The sequence below is a fragment of the Gilliamella sp. B2923 genome, assembly GCF_026536565.1.
In the GTDB taxonomy this organism is placed as follows: Bacteria; Pseudomonadota; Gammaproteobacteria; order Enterobacterales; family Orbaceae; genus Gilliamella.
In genome coordinates, this window is the sequence record NZ_JAFNNZ010000007.1 from 1 (window position 1) to 22,160 (window position 22,160).

Consider the following 22,160-nt stretch of genomic DNA (forward strand, 5'->3'; position numbering starts at 1 on the left):
GCCGAGGGATTTTAAATCCCTTGTGTCTACCGATTTCACCACCCGGGCTCAAAACTTATTACGTAAGGTAATTCGCTTTGAATGCAGTGCATTTTACCTATCTTGAGATTTCAGTCAACATAAATTTTGGATTAATTGTTTAATTGCTCAATGTTTAGCTTATTGTTGGTTTAATATTGAGTTTTTGGGGATTGAGAAGTGTAATTTTGTGAACTTACATAAGATAACAAAATTACACTAAAACTAACGATTATCGACTTTCCGATAAATTATTCTTCATCTAACAAATCACTTTGTGCTATCCATAAATATTGGAACATGGACAATAAAGTTAGAACTGTAGCTAAGAAAAGCGCTGCCAGCCCCGCATAGATGACAAGATCGCATGGACGCCAAAGTAGCCAGGTTAGTGCAGTCATTTGGGCAATGGTCTTGATTTTACCTATCGATGAGACGGCAACGTTACTGCGTTTACCAATTTCAGCCATCCATTCACGTAAAGCGGATATAATAATTTCTCTGGAAACGATAATGATTGCCGGAATTGAGATCCACCAAGCTTGATAATATTGGGTAATGAGTACCAAAGCGATAGTGACCATAATTTTATCGGCAACAGGATCAAGAAAAGCACCAAATTTTGTCGTTTGTCCTAAACGACGAGCAAGATATCCATCTAACACATCAGTAACGGCAGCGATTAAAAATATTAATGCTGAAAAAAAACCAGACCAATCATGAGGAAAAAGGTAAAAAGCTAGCACAAAAAAAGGTATTAATATAACGCGAAACAGTGTTAAGAAAGTAGGGAAGTTGATTTTCATGTGACATAAGCTCTTTTTTTTGTTTTATTAATCAATAGAATAGCAATAATTAAAAAACAGTGATTCTTTATGATTATGTTGCCTGAAATATGTTAATTTTTCAATGTGCTATTGTTGTAAATTTAGATAAATTTTTTCAGCTAAAGATTTTGAAATACCTTGTACTTGAGCAATTTCATCAATACTTGCATTTTTCAACTCTCTTAATCCGCCAAAATGTTTAAGAAGAGCTTGTCGTCTTTTACCGCCTATGCCTTCAATATGCTCTAAAGCACTATCAGTTAGCTGCTTCACGCCTTTTTTGCGTTGCCCAACGATAGCATGATCGTGTGAAGCATTGCGAATTTGCTGGATAAGCAACAGAGCAGGGGAGTGATCATCAAGGTAATGACCTGTTCCATGTGCTTCAAAGAAAAGTGTCTCTAATCCCTCTTTGCGTTCCGCACCTTTGGCAACACCAATTAAAATAGGATGATTTTTATCCCAATTAACATTCAAGTTTTCAAAAACTTGTAATGCTTGATTGAGTTGTCCTTTTCCGCCGTCAATAAAAATGATGTCCGGAATTTTCTCTTCCGGTAAATCTTTTTTGTTATATCGACGAGTAAGAACTTGGTCCATAGCCGCATAATCATCGCCTGGCGTAATGCCGGTGATGTTATAACGGCGAAATTCTGATTTAACCGGGCCTTTATCATCAAACACGACACAAGATGCAATCGTATTTTTCCCCATAAAATGGCTGATATCAAAGCATTCCATACGCTTAATTTTTTCAATCCCTAAAAACGCTTTTAAGGCATCATATTTTTGCTTAATGGTCGAGTTTTCTAATAGCTTATTTTTCACTTCGGTTCGAGCGTTAACGGTGGCTATATTTAATAGCTTAAGATTGTCACCTTTTGGCTCATCAACCAGCTTAACTTGGTGTTCAGCGATAAGTGACAGGGTCTCTTCCATTGGCTGTTTATCAGACAATGAAAAATTAAGTAAGATCTTTTTCGGGATATTTCTATTTTGGTTACCCTGAAGATAGAATTGCCCTAAAAATGTTTCAATAACTTCTTCAAGCTCAGTGTTTGAAGGCACTTTAGGGAAATAAGAACGGTGACCAAAAGTTTGCCCGTTACGAATAAATAACACGTAAATACAAGCTAAACCCAACTCATAATGGAATCCAATCACATCGAGATTATCATTATTATTATAAATTGCTTGTTTTTCATTTATGTGCTTAATAGCTTGTAGCTGATCACGTAACACAGCTGCTTTTTCAAAATTTAGGTCACTGCTTGCCTTTTGCATATCTTCAGTAATTTTCTGCAAGATTTGCTCGGATTGCCCGGACAAGAACAGTCGGACATAGTTAACTTGTTCATTATAATCCTCATCACTGACCAATCCCGCTACACAAGGCCCAAGACAGCGTTTGATTTGATATTGCAGGCAAGGGCGAGTTCGATTTCGATAGGTCGTATTAAGGCATTGCCTTATTGGAAAGGTTTTTTGTAATAAGGCTAATATTTGTTTGACCGCATATCCACTAGGATAAGGGCCAAAAAATTCATCTTTTTTCCGATTAACTGCACCTCGATACAGCGATAGTTGTGGATGACGTTCCTTGCTTAATTTGATAAAAGGATAGCTTTTGTCATCTTTTAACAAAACATTATAACGAGGCTGATGTTTTTTAATATAAGTCTGTTCAAGCAGTAAGGCTTCGGTTTCGGTATTGGTAATAGTAAATTCAACCCGATTGATATGGCTTACTAGCATATCGGTTTTTAATGTTTTTTTACTGCTGTTAAAATAGCTTTTTAATCGGTTATTAAGATCTTTAGCTTTTCCCACATAAATAATCGTATCTTTATCATTAAACATCTGATAAATACCCGGTTTATGCGGGACTGTTTTTAGAAAAGATGCAGAATCAAATTGGCTCATATTAGTTTTCGAATGTGAGGGCTTTTTTCTCTATAATCCTCATAATGGTGCTTAAAATACCATTTATCAAGAGGTAGATTAATCCAGCGACAATAAAAATAGAGAAATCGTAATAATCTCCATTGAGCTCATTACTGTATCCCATAATATCCATTACCGGAATCATGGAAGCTAACGCAGTGCCTTTGACCACAAAAACCACTTCATTGGAATAGGTGGAAAGTGAACGTTTTAAAGCATATGGCATAACTATTTTTAAGCTTTGTAGCTTATTCATGCCTAACGCTTCACATGCTTGCCATTGTCCCTTAGGCACTGATTTTAGTGCACCGTAAAATATTTGGGTGGTATAAGCCGCACTATTTAAGGTTAATGCCAAATAAGCACAGAACCAAGGGGATGAGATGAATGCGTAAAAATTTGGCATTTTACTTAAAATATCACCAAATTGAGAAGGCCCGTAGTAAATTAAAAACAGTTGCACTAATAAAGGCGAACCGGTAAAGATGATAATGTAAGTTCGAATAACCTTAGTTAAAATTGACGAATTTAATGATAATAAGCAAGAAAAACAGATAGCTAAAAGTCCTGCCGATAATATCCCCAAAATTCCCAAACTCAATGTATCAGGAAGTCCTTTAAGAATAACGCTAAGATAATAGATAAAATTATCAGACATAATATGACCTTACTAACTATTTGTTGATGTTGGTTGTTCGAAATAAGTTGCTCGTTTTTCAATTCGTGTTATCACTTTCTGACTCAAAATCGAAATAATCAGATAGATAATCATTGCAATGAAATACCATAAAAACGGTTGATTAGTCCGGGCTATAATGGTTTTGGTTTGCATCATAAGATCATCGATTGCAATTGCCGATACTAAAGCGGTATCTTTTAATAAAATTAGCCATTGATTACTTAAACCAGGTATGGCATGGCGCCACATTTGCGGCATAATAATGCGAAAAAATGTCCTTGTTTTGCTAAGCCCTAAAACTTGAGCTGCTTGCTTCTGTCCGTTTGATATGGCTTTAAAAGCGCCACGAAGTGTTTGAGAAGCGTAAACTGCATAGAGTAGCGACAACGCTATAACACCACACAAAAATGGAGACGGTTGAGTGTTTTCAATGTGCATTTTTACAGTAAAAGAGGTAAAACCGAGTGAAACAGTGAAACCGTCATCTAATGCGATTAACAATAGAGGCAAACCGGTGTAGATAGCGACAACGATCAATAATTCCGGTAACGCTCTAATTGTCAAATTAAAAAGAGACATCAGCCATGCAACCGGTTTAACCGGTACCGATTCTAAAATGGTAAATATAAAGGCAAAAAACATTCCAATAATCAGCGACACAAAAGCCAATGATAATGTGATTGCTGTCGCTTGGGTAAGCGGCAATATATACCCATCCATTGAAGAGAGTATTGAGTCTATACCGTGTGCAAAAAAATCTGACATAAAAAAACCGTAGTTAAATTAAAAAATAAACTCGCCGCAGAATATGCGGCGAGATCACAATAAGACAGTAGCTAAGTGGTTAATAATTATTTATTAAACCATTTTTTATAAATCGCATCTAATTCGCCATTGGCTTTCAGTTTATCAATGGCGTTATTAAATTGCTCAAGTAATTGATCATTACCTTTTCGTAAGGCAATACCTAAGCCTTCACCAAAAAATTCATGGTCGGTGATTTTATCGCCTAATGCAACAATATCCGCATCTTTACCTAACCAGTCACCAGCAACAAAAGAGCTTGAAACAATAGCATCAATACGTTTGGCTTTTAAATCTAAGAAAGCAAATTGATAGCTATCGTAGCTTACAGCTTTAACATCCGGGAATTTTTCAGCTAAGTATTTTGAATAAGTTGTCCCTTTTTGAATACCAACACGTTTACCTTTTAATTGATCAAGGCTAGTTAATGTATCTTTTAACGTGATGAACTGGATCGAACTGTCATCATAATAAATTTTCGTGAAATCGACTTGTTTTTGACGCTCAGGAGTGATGTCTATGCCGGCAATTGCCGCATCAATACGACGGGTTTTTAAGCTTGGAATTAAACCGTCAAAAGATTGATTAACAATTTTGCAAGATACTTTCATTTCTTCACAAACTTTGTTAATTACATCAATATCAAATCCAACAATTTCATTTTTATCATTGGTAAATTCAAACGGCGCATAAGTTGCTTCTGTACCGATTGTTAAGTTTTCTGCTGCTTGAGCTGTCAATGCAGCACCGGCAAGAAAAATGGCTAGTAATGTTTTTTTCATATATCCACCCAAATTGATTATTATTAATGTGATAAATAAGCTTTAAATGCTTCGGTTTTTGGATGAGCAAAACATTCAAGTTGTCCTTGCTCAACAATTTTACCATGCTCCATGTAAATTACTTGTGATGCCACTTTGCGAGCAAAATCAACTTCATGCGTGACAATAATTTGAGTAATACCTGTTTGTGACAGCTCGTTAATAATTTCCGCAATTTGTGATGTAATTGCGGGATCTAAAGCCGCAGTAGGCTCATCAAATAATAAAATTTGTGGCTCCATCATTAATGCTCTAGCAATCGCAACTCGTTGTTGTTGTCCTCCGGAAAGGTGGAGAGGGTAGCGATCTGCCATTTCTGCTATCTGTAACCGATTTAAAATTGCCATCGCTTTATCACTTGCTTCTTTTTTTGAAAGCTTTAATACCTGACAAGGTGCTTCAATTAAGTTTTCAAGCACAGTTAAATGTGGCCATAAATTATAATTTTGAAAAACCATGCCGACATTTTTACGCAATGATCGAATCGCTGATTCGCTTATTTTTTTGGAAAAATCAAAATGTGAATCGGCAATTGTCATTTCGCCTGAGGTTGGTATTTCAAGCAAATTAAATACTTTTAATAACGAGCTTTTACCTGCACCACTTTGACCAAGTAATACGATCGTTTCACCTAATGGATAACACAGTGAGACATCATTCAATGCCTGATGATCACCATAAAAACAGTTAATATGGCTTAATTCAATATTCATTATTCGTTTAACATAAATTTCAATTGACTAAATATTACTTTTTTTTGCATAAAAATGCAATCTAAAATTTGAGACTCAATAAAATTTAAATTGGTTTTTATACTAAAACGTATATATTTTCTGAAAGTTCTTGACAGGATTTTTTGTTACTAGCAAGTGACGATTATTAATAATAGTAAAGGCATTGCCAGTTATTTTGATTGTTTAGGTATCATGGAGCTTTCAATTGATGTGTTAACCTCAGTTGCTAATTGTGAAATATGCATTAAATTCAGTCGTAGAACTTATAAAGCAGTCAACCGTTATCCTAAGATTCCTTAAACATAAGAGCTGGAAGTCAATTTTCAAGATTAAACCTTTTTAATTGCGATGATTTAATCATTTTTATACTTAAACGTATATATTTTCTGAAAGTTCTTGACAAGATTTTAACGTTCTAATTATTGATCATCAGTAATGATAGGCATGGCAGGTCCAAGGTATTTCGGTTGATTATCCAGTATGTACAGATCGATAAATGCTTTAACTCGCGCAAATATTTCACGGATTCGAACTAATTTCATGCTGCTTGGCGACGGAACAGCAAAACACTGTGCTTGAATCCCTTGAGCAAGGGCAATAAAGATTGCTCGTTCACAATGAAATTCTTGAGTGATAATAGTGAAATCATCAGCATTAAATACTTTATTGGCTCTTACCACTGAGTCTAAAGTTCGAAAACCGGCATAATCTAAAACAATCGATTCTTGAGGGATCCCGGCTTTTATTAAATCTTTTTTCATCGTAATTGGTTCATTATAACTTAGCAGGGCGTTATCACCGCTAAGAATTAAATAATCGACTTTTTTTTGCCAATAGAGATTGATCGCTCCCTCTATTCGGCTTCGATAAAAACCGTTAATACCGCCACCTTGAACATATTTTGACGTGCCGAGAACAACGCCGATTGCTCGATGAGGTAGTTTGTCTACATCATGATAGATGTATGGCGCTGTTTTATAGCTAATCCAGCGATCTAGGCCGATAATTATCACTATGATTAATATGCAAAACCCGACCAAACCGCCAATAAATTTTTTCAACGTCATACTAAAACCAATTAAAAATAAATACCATTATTGGAAATAAAAAAGGTGCTGTCAATGATGTCATGATACCGCAGAGAACTAATGACAAAGAGCTATAGGCACCTTCATTGTAATTTACCTCAATGCAACGAGCTGTACCAACAGCATGTGATACTGCACCTATTGATAAACCTCTTGCTGACGCTGATTTTATTTTCGCAAAATTGAGTATTTGATGTCCGAATATACCACCAAGCGTACCGACAAGTATTACGCACAATGCAGCAATAGACGGAACACCACCTTGATCACTTGCAATCGTCACGGCAATGGCAGTTGTCACTGATTTAGGTAAAACTGATGCCGCCACTTCATTATCTCCACCTAACCAAAATGCAATACAAACACCTGTAATCATTGAAGCAATGGAAGCCGTGAAGGTGATTATCATTATCGATTTCCAGCGAGCTTTGATTTGAGGTATTAACTCATACAATGGATAGGCTAAGGCAACTACGGAGTAAGGCAGCAAATCGTTGATAATTTTTACATTGCTCAGATATTGTGTATAGGTGGTTTGGGTTACAAGTAAAATTGGAATTAAAACAATGACCGAAATAACCAAAGGATTAAATAACGGTGTTTTAATTTTAAAAGCGATTTTACGGATAATAAGAAAAATAAATAGTGTAAGAGGTAACATCCATATCATGATTGTTTTTCCTCGTTTGGTGTTTGATGAAGTGATGATTTTTCTGGTTTATGTAAAAACTCAGTTAAATAAGCAGTTAAGAGCAATACTATAAATGAACCACCAACACTAGCAAAGATAATCGGTACCCAGTTTTTTAACAACAAAGCGTAATTATCCATGATGCCCATAGCTGCGGGAATAAAAAGCACTGTCATATAACGCATAAACAGATTACAACTGTTTTTAATCCAACATGTTGGGATCAATTGAAAAGCCAATAAGAAAAATAAAATTAATAAACCGATAATACTGCCGGGTATCATGATCGGTAACAGCTCAGAGAGAATATTCCCTGCCCACAAACAAAGGGTTAATATGATTAGACCTCGTCCGTAACTGAAAAGTGTATAGTATAAAGAATAAAGCCGATGTTTTACCGTGGCATGTTTGGCTAAAAAATGTTTCATAACGTCAATGCTATTATTTTTAAACTTTAATGATGATCATCATTCCGGTCGCTGTGAATGACACAAATATTTTTAGGCGTATGATACGCCCGTAAAATTGAATTATCCAACTAAATAATGGCAATAATGATAAAGTTGTTTAATTATTGCGATTTTATCTGGTTGTTGATAGCTAGCTTCTGCAAGCTGTTCGAGTGTTAATAGATAGTCTTGGACTTTTGCTGATGTGAGCTTGTCACGACAATGATCTCGCCAAATCATTTGTTCTTGTTCTGTTAAAGTTTGAGGATAATTTCTCGCTTTATACCTAAAAAATAGCTTACTCAGACGAGGATCATCAAAATCCAATGATAAACTTGTCAATAATTCAATAGGTGTTGTTCGAATGGTCTGGCACCGCAGTTTATCCTGACTATTTAAAAAACCGTTATAAATTTGGGCATCGACATCATCACTTATCGGGTAGTCCTGCTGAGTATCAAATAATGCGCGCATTTTGTCTTGCAGTACAATTTGATGTTGTAATAGTTTTTGTTGCTTTGCTAAGCACTGGTCAATATCGATATTAAATCGCTGAGCATTTTGTGGTAACAATGTTTTTAACGGTGCCACGATAGGGCATTTGTTGCTGTGTATTAATTTTAGCGGAATGCGAGATTCATTAAGTTCTAAATCTTCTGTTTTGGTATAAAGCTTTTCTTTAATTTGCTCAACGGGTAAATTGATGATTGAATCCACATCCCCGGTGAGATCACAAACAATAACGGCATTACTGTTACTTGGATGCCAGGCGATAGGGCAGACTAAAGACAGATTGCCTCGATAGCTGCCTAACATCCCTGAAACATGGACTATTGGTGTCATATTGATTACATCAATAAGTTCGGCAACTTTGTTTTTATGTCGCATTGAGAGAAAATATTGAAAAAGTTTTGGTTGTTTCTCTTTTATCAGTTTCGCCATGGCAATGGTGGCATAAACATCAGACATGGCATCATGCGCATGTTCGTGAGCAATATTATTGGCTTTTGTTAAATGTTCTAACCTAAAGCTGGGTAAACCTAAATCGTTAGTTGGCCAGTTAATTCCATCCGGTCTTAAGGCATAACAAGCTCGAACAACATCAAGAAGATCCCATCTGGAATTGCCATTTTGCCAACTATACGCATAGGGATCATAAAAATTACGGTATAAAATATTACGAGTAACTTCATCATCAAAGCGAATATTGTTATAACCTAAAATACAGGTATTAGCTTTGCTAAACGCTTGATAAATTAATTGGGTAAATTCAGCTTCGCACACACCTTTTTGATTGGCAATTTGTGGTGTAATACCAGTAATTAGTGCAGCTTCTGGATTGGGTAAATAGTCTGGCGCTAATTGACAGTAAATGACCAAAGGCTCTTCAATTATATTAAAATCACAATCGGTTCTAACGCCGGCAAATTGAGCGGGGCGGTCTAAAGCAGGGTTGATACCAAAAGTTTCATAATCATGAAAATAAAATGTTGGCTGTTCTGAATTGTTTTTCATTGTGTAACTTTGCCCGTGATTGTTATTTTTATTTAAATTTTATTAGATATAATCTGTTTAGCACATTTTTGTTTTTTGGCTGTTTAACTGTTTTTATCTGTTCACTTGCAAATGTGTACAAATTGAGTTCCGAACTATCTTTTTAATACCCGATAAAAACTGAAAGTCTATGGTATAACATGATAGCTATTTGACTTAATAATGAATAAGCGTGTTTCGCCGTCTTCTCAGAATAGAATTCTAGTTATCCATTCACGCTAAGCATAGCATAAAATGTCACAATTGCCTTTCAAATTTGTCATTAGAAGAGTTTGAGTGCCGATAAATAGCCAGATTAAATCCCTTTGCTATCAAAAAAAGCCCTCATTAACGAGGGCAAAAAGGATGTAGTATATCGCTGTCTTTCCAGCTGTCAGATTTTTCAAGCTATTTTGGAAGGATAGCTTTTATCGGAATGAAACTCGTTTTGATTTCAGAAATGACTAACGAAAAGCGAATAATAAAGAATAACTAATTAACTGATTTTGTTTTTCTTTCATTTTTCACTTTAAGTAAACCTATCTAAAATTCAAAACGAGTTGTCTATTTAAGACATCTAAAATTAAATGTCAATAATAAATTTAAGATTTCTAAATTTAATTAACATTTTTATCAAATTTGAAAAATAAATAAGGGATTTTTATAAAAAAAATTTTAAAAGTATAAAACGCTGTTTGAAATTGAACGGAATTAAATACGATTTTTTAAATAATTATCTAAAATGATAAGCACATAACTCCCAGTTTTGTTGGAGTTATGATCTATACTTTTTAGTGTTGGTTATTTGAAGTGATTTGTTGGTATGGGGTATGTTTTTGATTTGATGTCTTTATCATTAAACTATACCGATTATCTGTTTTGGTGTAATAAAAAAATTTTTATCTTTTTCTTCTAAATATTCTATGCTCAACCATTGTGCCAACAATACTAATTTGTTGTTTTTTATTGCTCATTGCCGTGTAATCGCGATTAAGTGGCATAATTTCAAACAGCATTTTTTCGTCGCTATCCTGACCTAATTCACGATATTTTCGAAAAGTGGCTTGCCACTCCGGAATAATTGCTACGATAAATTCGCCGGGGGTAGGTTGTATATCGGGATCAATGATAACAACATCACCTTCTTTAAATTCTGGCTCCATTGAATCGCCAACTATTTCAATGGCAAATGCTTTATTGGATAATTTCAATGATGTCATAATATGAGTTAAAACAGTGACATTTTTCTGTTCTTTTGAATCTATCCATATTCTAACTTGGGAGTAATCGATAAGCGGGACTTTATGGGATTTGAATGAAGCAGGAATCACGCTTGATTCTTCACCACCATTAAGTAACCACACAAAATCGCATTCTAATGCTTTAGATAAATCATATAAATTTTTGGCACTTGGTGATGTTGTATCTGATTCCCATTGAGATATAGAACCATGAGTTGCGTCATTTAATGTTTTTGCTAAGTTTTTTTGAGTTAAATTTAAAGCTTTTCTTCGTTTACGTATTCGTTGACCTATTGTTTCTGTTGCCATATGACACCTCATTTAATATTTGAGATATCTTAAATCATGTTGACTTAAGATTTCTAATAATATGATTTTTAAGAAAACTAAAATGAAAGTACTGAAAATGTCACATAAACCAGCGTTTATTTGTTTTCAGAGAGTTGAAAATAATGATGTTCACATGATTCGAAATAGGGTCACTTTTATGTATTAATGGCAATAGTTAAAATTATCTGATTTTAACCATATTATATCGTCTCAGATTATTGGTATCTCCTCTCTTTATTATTGATAAAATTTATTGTGGTGGCTTATCTGATCAGTAAATGATCAAATATTTATAATTTTTTTTATATGTTTTATTTCAGCCAAATGGTAAGTTTTCAAAATTAATTGATTTAACAAAAGCAGACAGATAATCAAGATCAAAAATCATTAATCTTCGTTAAAACACCTAAGAAAAATAACCTTTAGTTTATGAGTATAGGGTGTTAAAAAACTATTTAAATCGTTAAATAGAAAAGGGGAGTTTTGTGTCAAATAGCCCCCAATAACTGAGGGCAATATATTAATGGGTTGGCGAGGTTTGGATAATATCTGCTAGTTTTTCAAGCGTGAGCCTTAAGAATTTAGGCATTGCTTCGAGTTCAATAGAATCCATTAGGTTTTTCACATATAACCCTAATTCAGTGTCTCCTTCAACAATTAATCGGCGTTGAAAGAAAAGGGTATCCGGGTCTTGGCGTCGGGTGGCTATCATGATTAAATCATTAGCATTACCGATAAAAGAGACATCTGCAATTTCTTCCCGACTGACTACCAATTTGTTTTCAATAAGGCTAACAAACCAAATAAGATCTAAATCGGTCACTTGAATTTTCAACCAACGATCTTCTAAAAAATCAAGGTCACCATCTTCAAGCGATTGTTTAAATTGCAACTGTAATAATTGCTCAATAGTGCGTTTTTTAACTTCAAAAGGCACGCATTTGAGTGTAAGCCCCAGCATTTGAGGGGCTTTATCGACAAATTGTGAATGGATTTTGCTTAGAAATTGATGCTTGTTTCCAATCATTTAGGCATCTCCGGAAATCATTTTTTCATAAATATCTAAGTCAGTATTTAAATGTTCAAATGTTTCTTCACTTACTTCATTACGAACTTTCATTTGTAATAAAGCTGTACGCTCAGCGCCGATAGCAACTAAACGCATACGTCTTTCTAAGTTTTCTGCTTCTAACGCCTTTTGTTCTAAATCTTTAAGGCCTGTTCTTCGTCTTAATGAACCAATAACACGTGAACCAACTTCATGGATAATTTCTTGATCCAGACCTGCTTCAGAAGTTTCTTGCAGTAAATTGCTTTGCATCTTTTCCAGACTAACAATCGCTTCTTCTGCCATTTGGCCTTTAACGGTTAAAATTTCATTATCTTGTTCTGAATTATCTAAAATCACACTACCACGTAATAAAATAGGTAATACAATGACCGCTACAATCAATGAAACTAAGATAATACCCGTTGCAATAAAGACTAACTGGTAACGGCCACCAATAGTCATCGGAATGGATAAAACACCAGCCAATGTAATGGCACCGCGCACACCAGCAAAGGTTGAAACTAAAAGATCTCTTGTCGTGTATGATCTAAATGCAAGAGGGCGTTTTGTACCAAATGGCATCGTCGGCATGTGTTTCATTGCCCATAACCAGGCAAATCTGGTGGACATTAACACAATAAATACAAACAACACAATTAAGCATAATTGCCATAATTCAATTGAGGCATCAGTTTGGTTTTCAGCAAAAGTATTATCTAAAATACTCGGTAACTGAATGCCTAATAAAATAAACACAAAGCCATTAAAGACAAAGGTTAACATAGACCAAGTGCTATCGGATTGTAACCGAGCAGTTAATGGAGCATTTCGCATCATATTGGAGTGGTTAACTGTCATACCGGCACTCACTGCGGCTAAAATGCCTGAACAATGGCACTCTTCAGCGATGATATAAGCGGCAAAAGGGAGTAAGAATAATAGAACAATTTGAATTGCCGGGTCATTGTGAGTGAGCTGATTAATTTTACGTAAAATACGTGCATATAACCAGGTAAATAATACACCGACAGCCAAACCACCAATAGCAACAATAAAGAATGTAATACTAATTTGAATTAAATTAAATTGTAAAACTCCAGCGGCAATGGCAATAGCAAATTTTAACGATACCAAGCCTGAAGCATCATTCATTAACGCTTCACCTTCAATGATTTCCATTTTTTCTTTATCAATGCGGCCTTTACCCACAATACCACTTAATGCGACCGCATCGGTTGGGGATAATACTGCTGCTAAAGCTAAAGCTGCCGCTAATTGTACGTTTGGTAACATCCAATATAAAAAATAGCCTAAAGCGATAATCGATATAACAACTAATACAAGTGCTAGTCCAACAATCTCTCTAAAATTGTACACAAAGTCTTTAACTGAAGTTTTTCGACCATCAGCAAAAAGTAATGGTGGAATAAATAAGACAAGGAATAGTTCCGGATCAAATTTCAAATAAACACCAAAAGCAGCTAACATACAACCTAATAGGATTTGCATTAGCGGTAGTGGAATTTGTATTGGTAGCATTTTTATAACGACACCGGAAAGTGATACAATTAATACAAGAAGTAAGATTGTTGAAAATAGTTCCATAGTTTTTAATTTTTCTTTTAGTTATCCCATAATTAGTTATTGATTATATCGGATTTTCAGCAGAAGTTCAGTTGAAAATTTCATAAAATTACTCAAATTTTGGTCAGATACTATTTTTAATTAAATAAACTAGGTAATTAAAAGGTTTTTTGAATGGAAAATTGGCAAAGAGCATTTGTGCTACATACAAGAACTTATAGCGAAAGCAGCTTATTGGTTGACTTGTTTGTAGAAAATGTCGGGAAAATTACCATATTGGCAAAAGGTGCAAGGCGAAAAAAATCGTCTCTTAAAGGCATATTACAACCTTTTACGCCATTAATTGTGCAGTATTCTGGGCACGGTGAAATCAAAAACTTACGTCAGGTTGAGGCGATTTCGCTCACGCTACCTTTGGTCTCGATTTGGCTATATAGCGCTTTTTATCTAAATGAATTATTACACCGGGTGTTAGTCGCTGAAACCGAAATGACAACCCTGTTTGATAATTATCTTAAAAGTATCCAACAATTGGCTCAACAAACCCCTGCCGAAAAGGTATTAAGAGTTTTTGAATTAGCATTATTAGAGAATCTGGGTTATCACGTTGATTTTTTCCATTGCAGTGTAACCGGCGATGAAATTGTTGAATCAATGTCCTATCAATATCAATCAGAAAAAGGATTTATCAGTAGCTTAATGCAAAATAGTACCAGTTTTACAGGTAAACAAGTATTAGCATTAGGTCATAGGCAGTTTGATGATGAAGATACCCTCAAAGCGGCCAAACGATTTACCCGTATGGCGATGAAACCTTATGTCGGTTCAAAGCCGTTCAAAAGTAGAGAATTATTTTTAAAAATTTAGCTGTTTTAATCGAATGTTTTTTAAACCTGACTGTAAAAGCTGCTTATTGTGGTGACACTGTCACTTTATGTTTAACATGATTATCACATATTTGCTGCATATCGGTATTTTTATTAAAAGCCGATATCAATACGGGCGATATTAAGTTCCACTTGATGCCCGAATCACTAATTCTCCATTGACATAGATCGTACGAATCGGTAGTGCCGGGTTATTGACTCGCTGAATTAACGTTTCAACCGCCGTTAAGGCAATACTTGCCAACGGTTGCCTGTATGTTGAAAGTGGGGTAGCAAGATGACAAGCGTAATCTGCATCATCAAAGCTGATGGTAAATAATTTATGTTTTGGATTGATTCTCTGATTTAATGAAATTAATTGCATTGCGGTGAAGTCGTTACCACAAACAACATGCTTAATATTTAATTTTGCTAATTGATTTATTACTTTTTCATCTATTTGTGGAATTTGAATAATCCAATCTTTGGTAATTCCTGCATCAACCAGCGCTTGTTTATAGCCGATAATTCTTAATGCAATAGTATTGGCTGAATCACTTTTGGAAACGAAAGCAATTTGCTTATGATTCTGTTCAAGAAAATGCTGAGTAACAATATATCCGGCAGCAATATTGTCAATACTGACTAAGTCGGCCATGCCTCGATGAGGAAACCGACAATAATCACGCTCAAGCAATATACAAGGTATCTCATATTGATTAAGGAGATCGATAATTTTTTGATTAATAACGCTTGCATAAGGATGAAATTCTAAAGGTGTAAAAAAGATGCCATGGATATTATTTTTGGTGTAATTAATGATAACCTTCTCTACATCATTCAAAATAGATTGAATATCTTGGCTTTTAGTTAGCATACCCGCCCATAAAAGAGAAAACTGATAATCATTTGCTAAACTAGCGATTTGAGAATATAAACTATCAAGAATCATGCGACTTTCATCTTGTTCTAGCCTTGGTGCTAAGATGCCAAAAATATATTTTGTTACTTGTTCATTTTCCGGTTGTCTAACATAAAACTTTCCGCCTTGTTTGCCTTCAATGTAGCCTTCATTTTTTAACTTTGAAAATACTTTGCTTATTGTTGGTCGAGATGTTTTATAAACCAGACTTAAATCGGATGAAGAGGGCAGAGCACTATGACAATCTAAAACGCCACTTTTGATTTGCAACAATATTTCTTGATATATCTGCTCACTTTTATTTGCCATAGTAATCCCTAATCAATTTTGAATAATATATATAGTATGACATAACCGCTAAACTTGATAAATTACATTTTACAAGTTTTTAAAAAAAGTGACTTTGATATCATAAATAATAAAAAAGTAAAGATTAATATTGTCAAGATCATCTCGGGTAATTAGGCTGGATTTGCTCAAAATATTTCAGCATTATTTTAATGCTTTAACTTTATGAGTAAATTTTGTTTATAAATCATTTGATTATCCGAGGTGGCTTTATGAAAAAATTCATAACAACATGCTTAACAATTTTAATTGTATTTTTTACAGGTTGTTTTCAACTTGTAAATGCTGATGATAATAAGCCGATCAAGTTTGCTTTTATCACTTCAACTTTGAACAACTCATTTTTTACTGCTATCTCCGATACTTTTTCTGAAATAGCTAAACAAAATAATGATCAATATATTCTGATTGACCCTCAATATGACCAAGCCAAACAGATATCTATGATGGAAGATGTTATCAACCAAAAAGTAGACATCATTTATTTAATTGCTGTCGATTCAGAAGGAATCAGACAAGGCTTACTGGCAGCTAAACAAAAACAAATTCCTGTTGTCGTTATTGATAACCCGATTAGTGATGATGACTTAGTTGTCAGTACTGTAGCGTCAGATAATTTCCTGGCAGGTAAAATTAATGGTGAACAAATGGCCAAAGATTTTCCAAATGGTGCAAAAATTGCAGTAATTGATTGCCCATTTAACCGTGCCAGTGTGTTAAGAGCGGATGGTTTTTATGCCGGCTTAGGTGATAATAAAAGTAAATTTGAGGTTGTATCTCAACAAAATGGAAAATGTGCTTTAGAAGTAACTATGCCAATTGCTGAAGATATTATTCAAGCTCACCCCGATTTACAGGCTTTCTTTGCCGTAAATGATCCTTCTGCATTAGGTGTCGTTGTTGCTTTAAAAGCATCTAATAAACTAAAAAATGTCAAAGTTTACACAGTTGATGGCTCACCCGACGGTAAAAAAGCGTTCAGCGATGGTGATTTAACATTAACGGTTGCACAAGCGCCAATTCAGTTGGCTAAAGAGACATATAAAATCGGCAAGCAAGTCTTAGCAGGAGAGCCTGTAGCTAAAGAGATCTTAGTACCAACTTTTCCTATCACCAAAGAGATGATTGAAAAAAATGGCGTAAAAGTTTGGCAGTAGCAATCTGCTTAAGCCTTTTCCAGCGATTGCTATCAATAAGGTGATATTACTATGGAACAAGTTGTATTACGACTATCTCATATCGAAAAGAAGTTTGCTGGTGTTCATGCATTAAAAGACATGCATTTTAATTTAAAACAATGTGAAGTGCATGGATTATTAGGCGAAAATGGTGCCGGCAAATCAACATTAATCAAAATTATCGGCGGCATCTATAAACCCGATGCCGGTGAAATTATGATTTACAGTAAAACCGAAATAATTAATGGTATTAAAGATGCACAATCAAGAGGAATTAATGTCATTCATCAAGAAATTGTATTAGTTCCTTATATTAGTGTATATGAAAACATCTTTTTAGGGCGTGAGCCTAGGACTAAATTAGGTTTTAAAGATCATCGTCAAATGATCGCCAAAGCACAAATCATGATGCAAAGCATGGGGTTAACCATTGATGTATTGCGTCCTGTTCATGAATTAACCATTGCACAACAACAACTTATCGAAATCATTAAAGCCATTTCATTTAATGTGCGCATACTGATTATGGATGAGCCTACTTCTTCTTTAACCGATAAAGAAGTCGCACAGCTTTTTGTAATGATTAAAAAGTTAACCGAACATAACGTTAGTATCATCTATATTTCACACCGTATGGATGAGTTATTTGCTATCACTGACCGAATTACTGTTATACGTGACGGAAGTTATGTCGATACAGTCAATACCAATGAAACCAATATTGATGAATTGGTCAAAATGATGGTCGGTCGTCATTTAAATAATTACTATCAACGACATTATCAATCAAATGGTCAATGCCTATTAGAGGTAAAGAATTTCACTAAGAAAGGGTTTTTTAGTGATGTCAATTTCAAATTGAAGAAAGGAGAAATTCTAGGCTTTTCTGGCCTTATGGGTGCAGGAAGAAGTGAAATCATGCAGGCCATTTTTGGTGCAGACAAATATGATAGTGGAGAAATTTATTTTGATAATAAGCTGGTTAAGATCAATTCTCCTCAAGATGCGATTGATATTGGTATCGCATTAATACCTGAAGATAGGAAAAAACAGGGGCTGATATTATCTCATAGTATAGCATTTAATCTCACACTCACGGTATTGAAACAATTTATGCATGGTTGCTTTGTTAATCAACACAAGCAGAAGGAGATGATTCAATACTATATTAAAAAACTCAATATAAAAACGCCAAGTGCTGACAAAATAGTTGGCCAATTAAGTGGTGGTAATCAACAAAAAGTGGTCATAGCTAAATGGTTAGCCACTCACCCTAAAGTCATCATTTTAGACGAGCCGACTCGCGGAATAGATATTGGCGCTAAAGCCGAAATCTATCAAATCATCGATGAACTTTGTTCAAACGGTATAGCCATTATTATGATTTCATCAGAACTACCCGAGATTATCAATATGTGTGACAGAGTTTATGTGGTCGCTAATGGCCAAATCCAAGGTGAACTATCTCATGATGAACTTACACAGGAAAAGATTATGAAATTAGCAACAGGGAGAGCTTAAAAATGGCTAGCCAATCTATCAAACAATCAGATGATACGCTCTATCATCGATCGGTAATAACCAATAATTTTATTATCAGAAGTTTTAAAAATTTCATTACGCATAATATAGGGATATTAATTGCGCTTTTATTGATTAGTGTCATTTTAACTTTTGCAAGCCCTGTATTTCTGACTCAAGAAAATATGTTATCTGTGTTACGACAAGTATCTACCAATATGTGCTTAGCATTAGGAATGACGTTGATCATCATATTAGGTGGAATCGATTTATCGGTGGGGTCTATTGTTGCAATGGCTGGCACGCTGACGGTTGGATTTATCTCAATAGGCGAAATGGGCATCATTCCGGCAATTTTCTTAGGCTTGCTTATCGGTACGCTTTGTGGTGCAGCTAACGGCGTTGCTATTGCTTATACCGGTATTCCGCCCTTTATCGTTACTTTAGCGATGATGATGATCGCACGTGGTGTTGGTTACATTTATAGTGGCGGTCAATCCATTCGCATTTTTGATGAGAGTTTTACTCGCATTGGTACGGGTTATTTGGGAATAATTCCATACCCGGTAATTTATATGTTGGTATTTATTGTCATTATGTTAGTTCTGGTAAATCGTACTCGTTTAGGCACCTATATTTACGCGTTGGGTGGTAATCGTGAAGCAGCAAGATTATCTGGTATTGCTATTAAACGGATTGAAATCGTTGTTTATACCATTGCCGGTTTTTTAGCAGCTTTCGCCGGAATCGTTCTTGCTGCTCGAATGTATTCCGGGCAACCTTCAGTGGCACAAGGATATGAAATGGATGCAATAGCCGCTTGTGTACTTGGCGGCATATCTATGTCAGGCGGTATAGGTCGTATTAGTGGCACCATTTTAGGTGTCATTGTTATCGGCATTATTAATAATGGCTTGAATCTATTAGGTGTCAATTCATTTTGGCAATTGGTTGCCAAAGGCGTAATTATCTTCTTAGCGGTATATGTCGATATGTTAAAACGAAAAAGATCTCAATAAGCCATAAAAAATTGATTTCTTTGCTTATGTGAATAATACCCAATTTAATTAATAGGACAATAAAATGAAAAAATGTACGTTGATGTTAAACAATCCGGACGGTATCTGTCGACATAATGAACCTGTCATTACCCGCCTTTTTTTTAAGCAACAGCCAGTTGATCCTGCTCAAATGAAACTTATCAATGAGCAAGGAGAGGTTGTACCACATCAATTATTCGATATGGTTTATGATCAAACGAATAAATTTATTACGGCTTGTTCCATTGCTTTTATCGTAACTAATTTAAAACAATTGGTTGAAAACTATACGTTGTATTTAGATGCAAACACGCAATCAAATACTTTTACAGGAATAAAACAATTAGCGCCTACATTAGCAGACGGAATTAAAAGGTTGGATACCGGGCATTATATTTTAGAATTATGTCGTGGCACGGCTGATGGTACATCATATGGAAAATGGGGGATTCGCTATTTTGCAGCGAAAGCTCAAGGACTCAATTTGATTAAAGATTGCTCTAATGCTATTGGTGGATTTTATGGACCATTTTTTACACCTGCAAATGGCTTAATCAATCCGCCAGAACATACGGTCGTTGAGTGTGAGACAGAAGTTGAAGGTGCGATTTATTGTCGTTATCGATTTAATGGTCAAATACCTAATGGATTAGATCCCGCTTTACGCAATAAATCATTCTCAATTGTCTGGGAATTTTTATATCAATCACCCTGGTTTAGACGTACTTATTATGTTGATGACTTTGAAACCTATGTTGATGGCATGCCGGTCATAAATAAGATCACTGTGGGCGATGAGTATGAAAGTGGTCAAAATAATTTGGTATTTTCTCGTTTTGCTAGTTACGGCGGCACTTATTATCGACAAGGAGATCGTTATGCCAATATTTTAGCCGATGAAGTTAACCGAATTTTATCCCAACCTCTTGATAAACTTTCTCCAAATGCGAGAAGTTATCGACAGTCAATTGGTGATAACATTAATGCCGTATCGTGGGATTACTTCTGGCGGCTATTTTGTGTGAAAGAGGGTATTTTAAGTGATGCAGAAATAAAAGCGCATGTTGAGACTATTTTGCGTAAAGCACATCATGTTGTTCATAACAGTGAACGTAATAAAGAAGTATTATTTGCCAAAGAAATTGATGTCAATCATGTACCAGATCAAACGATTTTTCCTCTAGCTGCAAATAAAACGGCTGAAATTAATCCGGAAACAGGGTATTGTATGGTTTGGTATACAAGCAATATTGTTGGGCGTTATCAAATTGTTCAGCGTAAAGATTCCGGTTGGGTGAATTGGGGGACCAATGGTGAAAATGAATACCCAGAATTACCAACTGGATCGACTATATATACTGCATATGATCAATTTGATGATTGGCAAAAGCAAGCCGACAGTATGGAAAAAAACATTGATGTCAAACAAGGACTAATTGAAGATGAATGATGTAAAAGTTGTCGCAATAGGTGAGTTTTTATGGGATTGTTTACCAAATGGCAAAAAAATTGGCGGAGCGGCTGCCAATTTTTGTTACCATGCTAAATCAGCTGGGGCAAATCCTATATTAGTTTCTGCTATTGGAAATGATGAAAACGGTAAAGAATTAAGTAATGAGCTTGAGAAGCTAAAAATTCCACATCAACTCCAAATATCAAACAGTTATCCAACAGGAACGGTATTAGTTGAATTAGATTCAGCAGGGAAACCGACTTATGACATAGTTAATCCTGTTGCGTGGGACGATATCGCCTTAACCGAGCAATTATTAGCGCTTATCAAACAAAATGATTTAGATGCAATTTATTTCGGTAGTTTAATTCAACGTAATCCACACAATCATGAATTACTAAAAAAAATTATTGCGCATCTATCGCCACAAACCAAAATTATTGTTGATATCAATCTACGACAAAATCATTATAATCCTTCAACATTACTTTTGTGTATTGAGCATGCCAATATCTTAAAGTTAAATGATGAAGAATTACCTATTATTTGCCAATTGTTGAAAATAAAATCTGATCCAAAAGAGCTGTTTAATTACCTTAACCAGCATTATCAATTAAGGTTATTAATTTATACTTGTGGCAGTGAGGGCAGTCATCTCATCACCCAAAGTGAGCAAAATTATCAGCCGGCTGAAAAAATCACAGCGATTGATACTGTTGGTGCCGGTGATTCATTTATGGCAATAAGTAGTATTTTATATTTGAAAGGTAAAGCGTTGCAGGAAATTAACAGTAAAGCAAATCATATAGCTGCTTACGTTTGTACGCAAAGTGGTCCAATGCCAATTTTGCCTGAAGCCTATTTATCTGAATTATAATTTATTATCACGCCTGGCTTTTTTCCCAAATGATTAAAGCTAGGCAATTTCACTTCTACTATGTCTTTTCACTTTATACTTATACGATAAGTTAAAAATCTATTTTTAAATCAAGTTTAAGCCTATTTAAAATGATTATGATAAGTGATAGTATACACGGT

At 34.9% G+C, this 22,160-nt stretch carries 20 protein-coding genes; 6 read left to right on the forward strand and 14 right to left on the reverse strand.

From position 1 onward, the window contains the following. Nucleotides 1-269: 269 nt before the first annotated feature. From pgsA to J3U42_RS08485, 13 genes are all read right to left on the reverse strand, one after another. On the reverse strand, nt 270-824 hold the full coding sequence (gene pgsA / locus J3U42_RS08425) for a CDP-diacylglycerol--glycerol-3-phosphate 3-phosphatidyltransferase (RefSeq protein ID WP_267336195.1): 555 nt from the start codon (nt 822-824) through the stop codon (nt 270-272). A 108-nt stretch (nt 825-932) separates the two neighbouring features. Beyond that, a complete protein-coding gene (gene uvrC, locus J3U42_RS08430) occupies nt 933-2,768 on the reverse strand; it encodes an excinuclease ABC subunit UvrC (protein ID WP_267336196.1) in 1,836 nt (611 codons plus the stop codon). Between the two features lies 1 nt (nt 2,769). Continuing rightward, complete coding sequence (gene artM / locus J3U42_RS08435; protein WP_220217357.1) at nt 2,770-3,447, reverse strand: arginine ABC transporter permease ArtM; 678 nt, start codon at nt 3,445-3,447, stop codon at nt 2,770-2,772. Between the two features lie 12 nt (nt 3,448-3,459). Then, nucleotides 3,460-4,188 (reverse strand): arginine ABC transporter permease ArtQ, encoded by a 729-nt coding sequence (gene artQ, locus J3U42_RS08440; RefSeq protein ID WP_366518659.1) that lies wholly within the window; start codon nt 4,186-4,188, stop codon nt 3,460-3,462. A gap of 131 nt (nt 4,189-4,319) precedes the next feature. Next, nucleotides 4,320-5,054, reverse strand: coding sequence for a transporter substrate-binding domain-containing protein (locus J3U42_RS08445; protein WP_220217355.1), 735 nt, complete (start codon nt 5,052-5,054; stop codon nt 4,320-4,322). 23 nt (nt 5,055-5,077) lie between these two features. Next, the gene (artP, locus tag J3U42_RS08450) at nt 5,078-5,806 is read right to left on the reverse strand and encodes an arginine ABC transporter ATP-binding protein ArtP (protein ID WP_220217354.1); all 729 of its coding nucleotides are present in this window, start codon (nt 5,804-5,806) and stop codon (nt 5,078-5,080) included. A 440-nt stretch (nt 5,807-6,246) separates the two neighbouring features. After that, the gene (locus tag J3U42_RS08455; protein ID WP_267336197.1) at nt 6,247-6,894 is read right to left on the reverse strand and encodes an ElyC/SanA/YdcF family protein; all 648 of its coding nucleotides are present in this window, start codon (nt 6,892-6,894) and stop codon (nt 6,247-6,249) included. Between the two features lies 1 nt (nt 6,895). Continuing rightward, on the reverse strand, nt 6,896-7,585 hold the full coding sequence (locus J3U42_RS08460) for a CidB/LrgB family autolysis modulator (protein WP_220217352.1): 690 nt from the start codon (nt 7,583-7,585) through the stop codon (nt 6,896-6,898). Then, the gene (locus J3U42_RS08465; RefSeq protein WP_220217351.1) at nt 7,582-8,034 is read right to left on the reverse strand and encodes a CidA/LrgA family protein; all 453 of its coding nucleotides are present in this window, start codon (nt 8,032-8,034) and stop codon (nt 7,582-7,584) included. The genes J3U42_RS08460 and J3U42_RS08465 overlap by 4 nt, the downstream gene beginning before the upstream one ends. A gap of 102 nt (nt 8,035-8,136) precedes the next feature. Further along, nucleotides 8,137-9,570 (reverse strand): exodeoxyribonuclease I, encoded by a 1,434-nt coding sequence (sbcB, locus tag J3U42_RS08470; protein WP_220217350.1) that lies wholly within the window; start codon nt 9,568-9,570, stop codon nt 8,137-8,139. A gap of 917 nt (nt 9,571-10,487) precedes the next feature. Beyond that, on the reverse strand, nt 10,488-11,138 hold the full coding sequence (locus J3U42_RS08475) for a S24 family peptidase (protein WP_220217349.1): 651 nt from the start codon (nt 11,136-11,138) through the stop codon (nt 10,488-10,490). Nucleotides 11,139-11,679: 541 nt separating this feature from the next. Beyond that, the gene (gene ubiT / locus J3U42_RS08480; protein ID WP_267336198.1) at nt 11,680-12,186 is read right to left on the reverse strand and encodes a ubiquinone anaerobic biosynthesis accessory factor UbiT; all 507 of its coding nucleotides are present in this window, start codon (nt 12,184-12,186) and stop codon (nt 11,680-11,682) included. After that, entirely contained in the window at nt 12,187-13,815 is a 1,629-nt protein-coding gene (locus J3U42_RS08485) for a Na+/H+ antiporter (RefSeq protein ID WP_220217347.1), read from the reverse strand. A 153-nt stretch (nt 13,816-13,968) separates the two neighbouring features. On the opposite strand from J3U42_RS08485, the gene recO reads away from it, so the two are divergent. Beyond that, nucleotides 13,969-14,661, forward strand: coding sequence for a DNA repair protein RecO (recO, locus tag J3U42_RS08490; protein ID WP_267336199.1), 693 nt, complete (start codon nt 13,969-13,971; stop codon nt 14,659-14,661). Nucleotides 14,662-14,802: 141 nt separating this feature from the next. On the opposite strand, the gene J3U42_RS08495 is transcribed toward recO, so the two are convergent. Then, nucleotides 14,803-15,891: a GntR family transcriptional regulator gene (locus tag J3U42_RS08495; RefSeq protein ID WP_267329677.1), complete on the reverse strand. Its 1,089-nt coding sequence runs from the start codon at nt 15,889-15,891 to the stop codon at nt 14,803-14,805. A gap of 251 nt (nt 15,892-16,142) precedes the next feature. Between J3U42_RS08495 and J3U42_RS08500 the strand changes: the two genes are divergently transcribed. The 5 genes from J3U42_RS08500 (at nt 16,143) to J3U42_RS08520 (ending at nt 21,999) form a co-directional block, all read left to right on the forward strand. After that, the gene (locus tag J3U42_RS08500; RefSeq protein ID WP_220219596.1) at nt 16,143-17,087 is read left to right on the forward strand and encodes a sugar ABC transporter substrate-binding protein; all 945 of its coding nucleotides are present in this window, start codon (nt 16,143-16,145) and stop codon (nt 17,085-17,087) included. A gap of 51 nt (nt 17,088-17,138) precedes the next feature. Then, a complete protein-coding gene (locus tag J3U42_RS08505) occupies nt 17,139-18,629 on the forward strand; it encodes a sugar ABC transporter ATP-binding protein (RefSeq protein WP_267336200.1) in 1,491 nt (496 codons plus the stop codon). Between the two features lie 2 nt (nt 18,630-18,631). Continuing rightward, the gene (locus J3U42_RS08510) at nt 18,632-19,648 is read left to right on the forward strand and encodes an ABC transporter permease (protein ID WP_267336201.1); all 1,017 of its coding nucleotides are present in this window, start codon (nt 18,632-18,634) and stop codon (nt 19,646-19,648) included. 64 nt (nt 19,649-19,712) lie between these two features. Then, nucleotides 19,713-21,119: a hypothetical protein gene (locus J3U42_RS08515; RefSeq protein WP_267336202.1), complete on the forward strand. Its 1,407-nt coding sequence runs from the start codon at nt 19,713-19,715 to the stop codon at nt 21,117-21,119. Continuing rightward, a complete protein-coding gene (locus J3U42_RS08520; RefSeq protein WP_267336203.1) occupies nt 21,112-21,999 on the forward strand; it encodes a carbohydrate kinase family protein in 888 nt (295 codons plus the stop codon). Before J3U42_RS08515 ends, J3U42_RS08520 begins: the two co-directional genes overlap by 8 nt. Nucleotides 22,000-22,160 lie beyond the last annotated feature (161 nt).

What these genes read in the sequence shown, in the direction of transcription:
- pgsA (WP_267336195.1), bottom strand. Translation starts at nt 824, where the DNA reads ATGAAAATCAACTTCCCTACTTTCTTAACACTGTTTCGCGTTATATTA.
- uvrC (WP_267336196.1), bottom strand. Translation starts at nt 2,768, where the DNA reads ATGAGCCAATTTGATTCTGCATCTTTTCTAAAAACAGTCCCGCATAAA.
- artM (WP_220217357.1), bottom strand. Translation starts at nt 3,447, where the DNA reads ATGTCTGATAATTTTATCTATTATCTTAGCGTTATTCTTAAAGGACTT.
- artQ (WP_366518659.1), bottom strand. Translation starts at nt 4,188, where the DNA reads ATGGATGGGTATATATTGCCGCTTACCCAAGCGACAGCAATCACATTA.
- J3U42_RS08445 (WP_220217355.1), bottom strand. Translation starts at nt 5,054, where the DNA reads ATGAAAAAAACATTACTAGCCATTTTTCTTGCCGGTGCTGCATTGACA.
- artP (WP_220217354.1), bottom strand. Translation starts at nt 5,806, where the DNA reads ATGAATATTGAATTAAGCCATATTAACTGTTTTTATGGTGATCATCAG.
- J3U42_RS08455 (WP_267336197.1), bottom strand. Translation starts at nt 6,894, where the DNA reads ATGACGTTGAAAAAATTTATTGGCGGTTTGGTCGGGTTTTGCATATTA.
- J3U42_RS08460 (WP_220217352.1), bottom strand. Translation starts at nt 7,585, where the DNA reads ATGATATGGATGTTACCTCTTACACTATTTATTTTTCTTATTATCCGT.
- J3U42_RS08465 (WP_220217351.1), bottom strand. Translation starts at nt 8,034, where the DNA reads ATGAAACATTTTTTAGCCAAACATGCCACGGTAAAACATCGGCTTTAT.
- sbcB (WP_220217350.1), bottom strand. Translation starts at nt 9,570, where the DNA reads ATGAAAAACAATTCAGAACAGCCAACATTTTATTTTCATGATTATGAA.
- J3U42_RS08475 (WP_220217349.1), bottom strand. Translation starts at nt 11,138, where the DNA reads ATGGCAACAGAAACAATAGGTCAACGAATACGTAAACGAAGAAAAGCT.
- ubiT (WP_267336198.1), bottom strand. Translation starts at nt 12,186, where the DNA reads ATGATTGGAAACAAGCATCAATTTCTAAGCAAAATCCATTCACAATTT.
- J3U42_RS08485 (WP_220217347.1), bottom strand. Translation starts at nt 13,815, where the DNA reads ATGGAACTATTTTCAACAATCTTACTTCTTGTATTAATTGTATCACTT.
- recO (WP_267336199.1), top strand. Translation starts at nt 13,969, where the DNA reads ATGGAAAATTGGCAAAGAGCATTTGTGCTACATACAAGAACTTATAGC.
- J3U42_RS08495 (WP_267329677.1), bottom strand. Translation starts at nt 15,891, where the DNA reads ATGGCAAATAAAAGTGAGCAGATATATCAAGAAATATTGTTGCAAATC.
- J3U42_RS08500 (WP_220219596.1), top strand. Translation starts at nt 16,143, where the DNA reads ATGAAAAAATTCATAACAACATGCTTAACAATTTTAATTGTATTTTTT.
- J3U42_RS08505 (WP_267336200.1), top strand. Translation starts at nt 17,139, where the DNA reads ATGGAACAAGTTGTATTACGACTATCTCATATCGAAAAGAAGTTTGCT.
- J3U42_RS08510 (WP_267336201.1), top strand. Translation starts at nt 18,632, where the DNA reads ATGGCTAGCCAATCTATCAAACAATCAGATGATACGCTCTATCATCGA.
- J3U42_RS08515 (WP_267336202.1), top strand. Translation starts at nt 19,713, where the DNA reads ATGAAAAAATGTACGTTGATGTTAAACAATCCGGACGGTATCTGTCGA.
- J3U42_RS08520 (WP_267336203.1), top strand. Translation starts at nt 21,112, where the DNA reads ATGAATGATGTAAAAGTTGTCGCAATAGGTGAGTTTTTATGGGATTGT.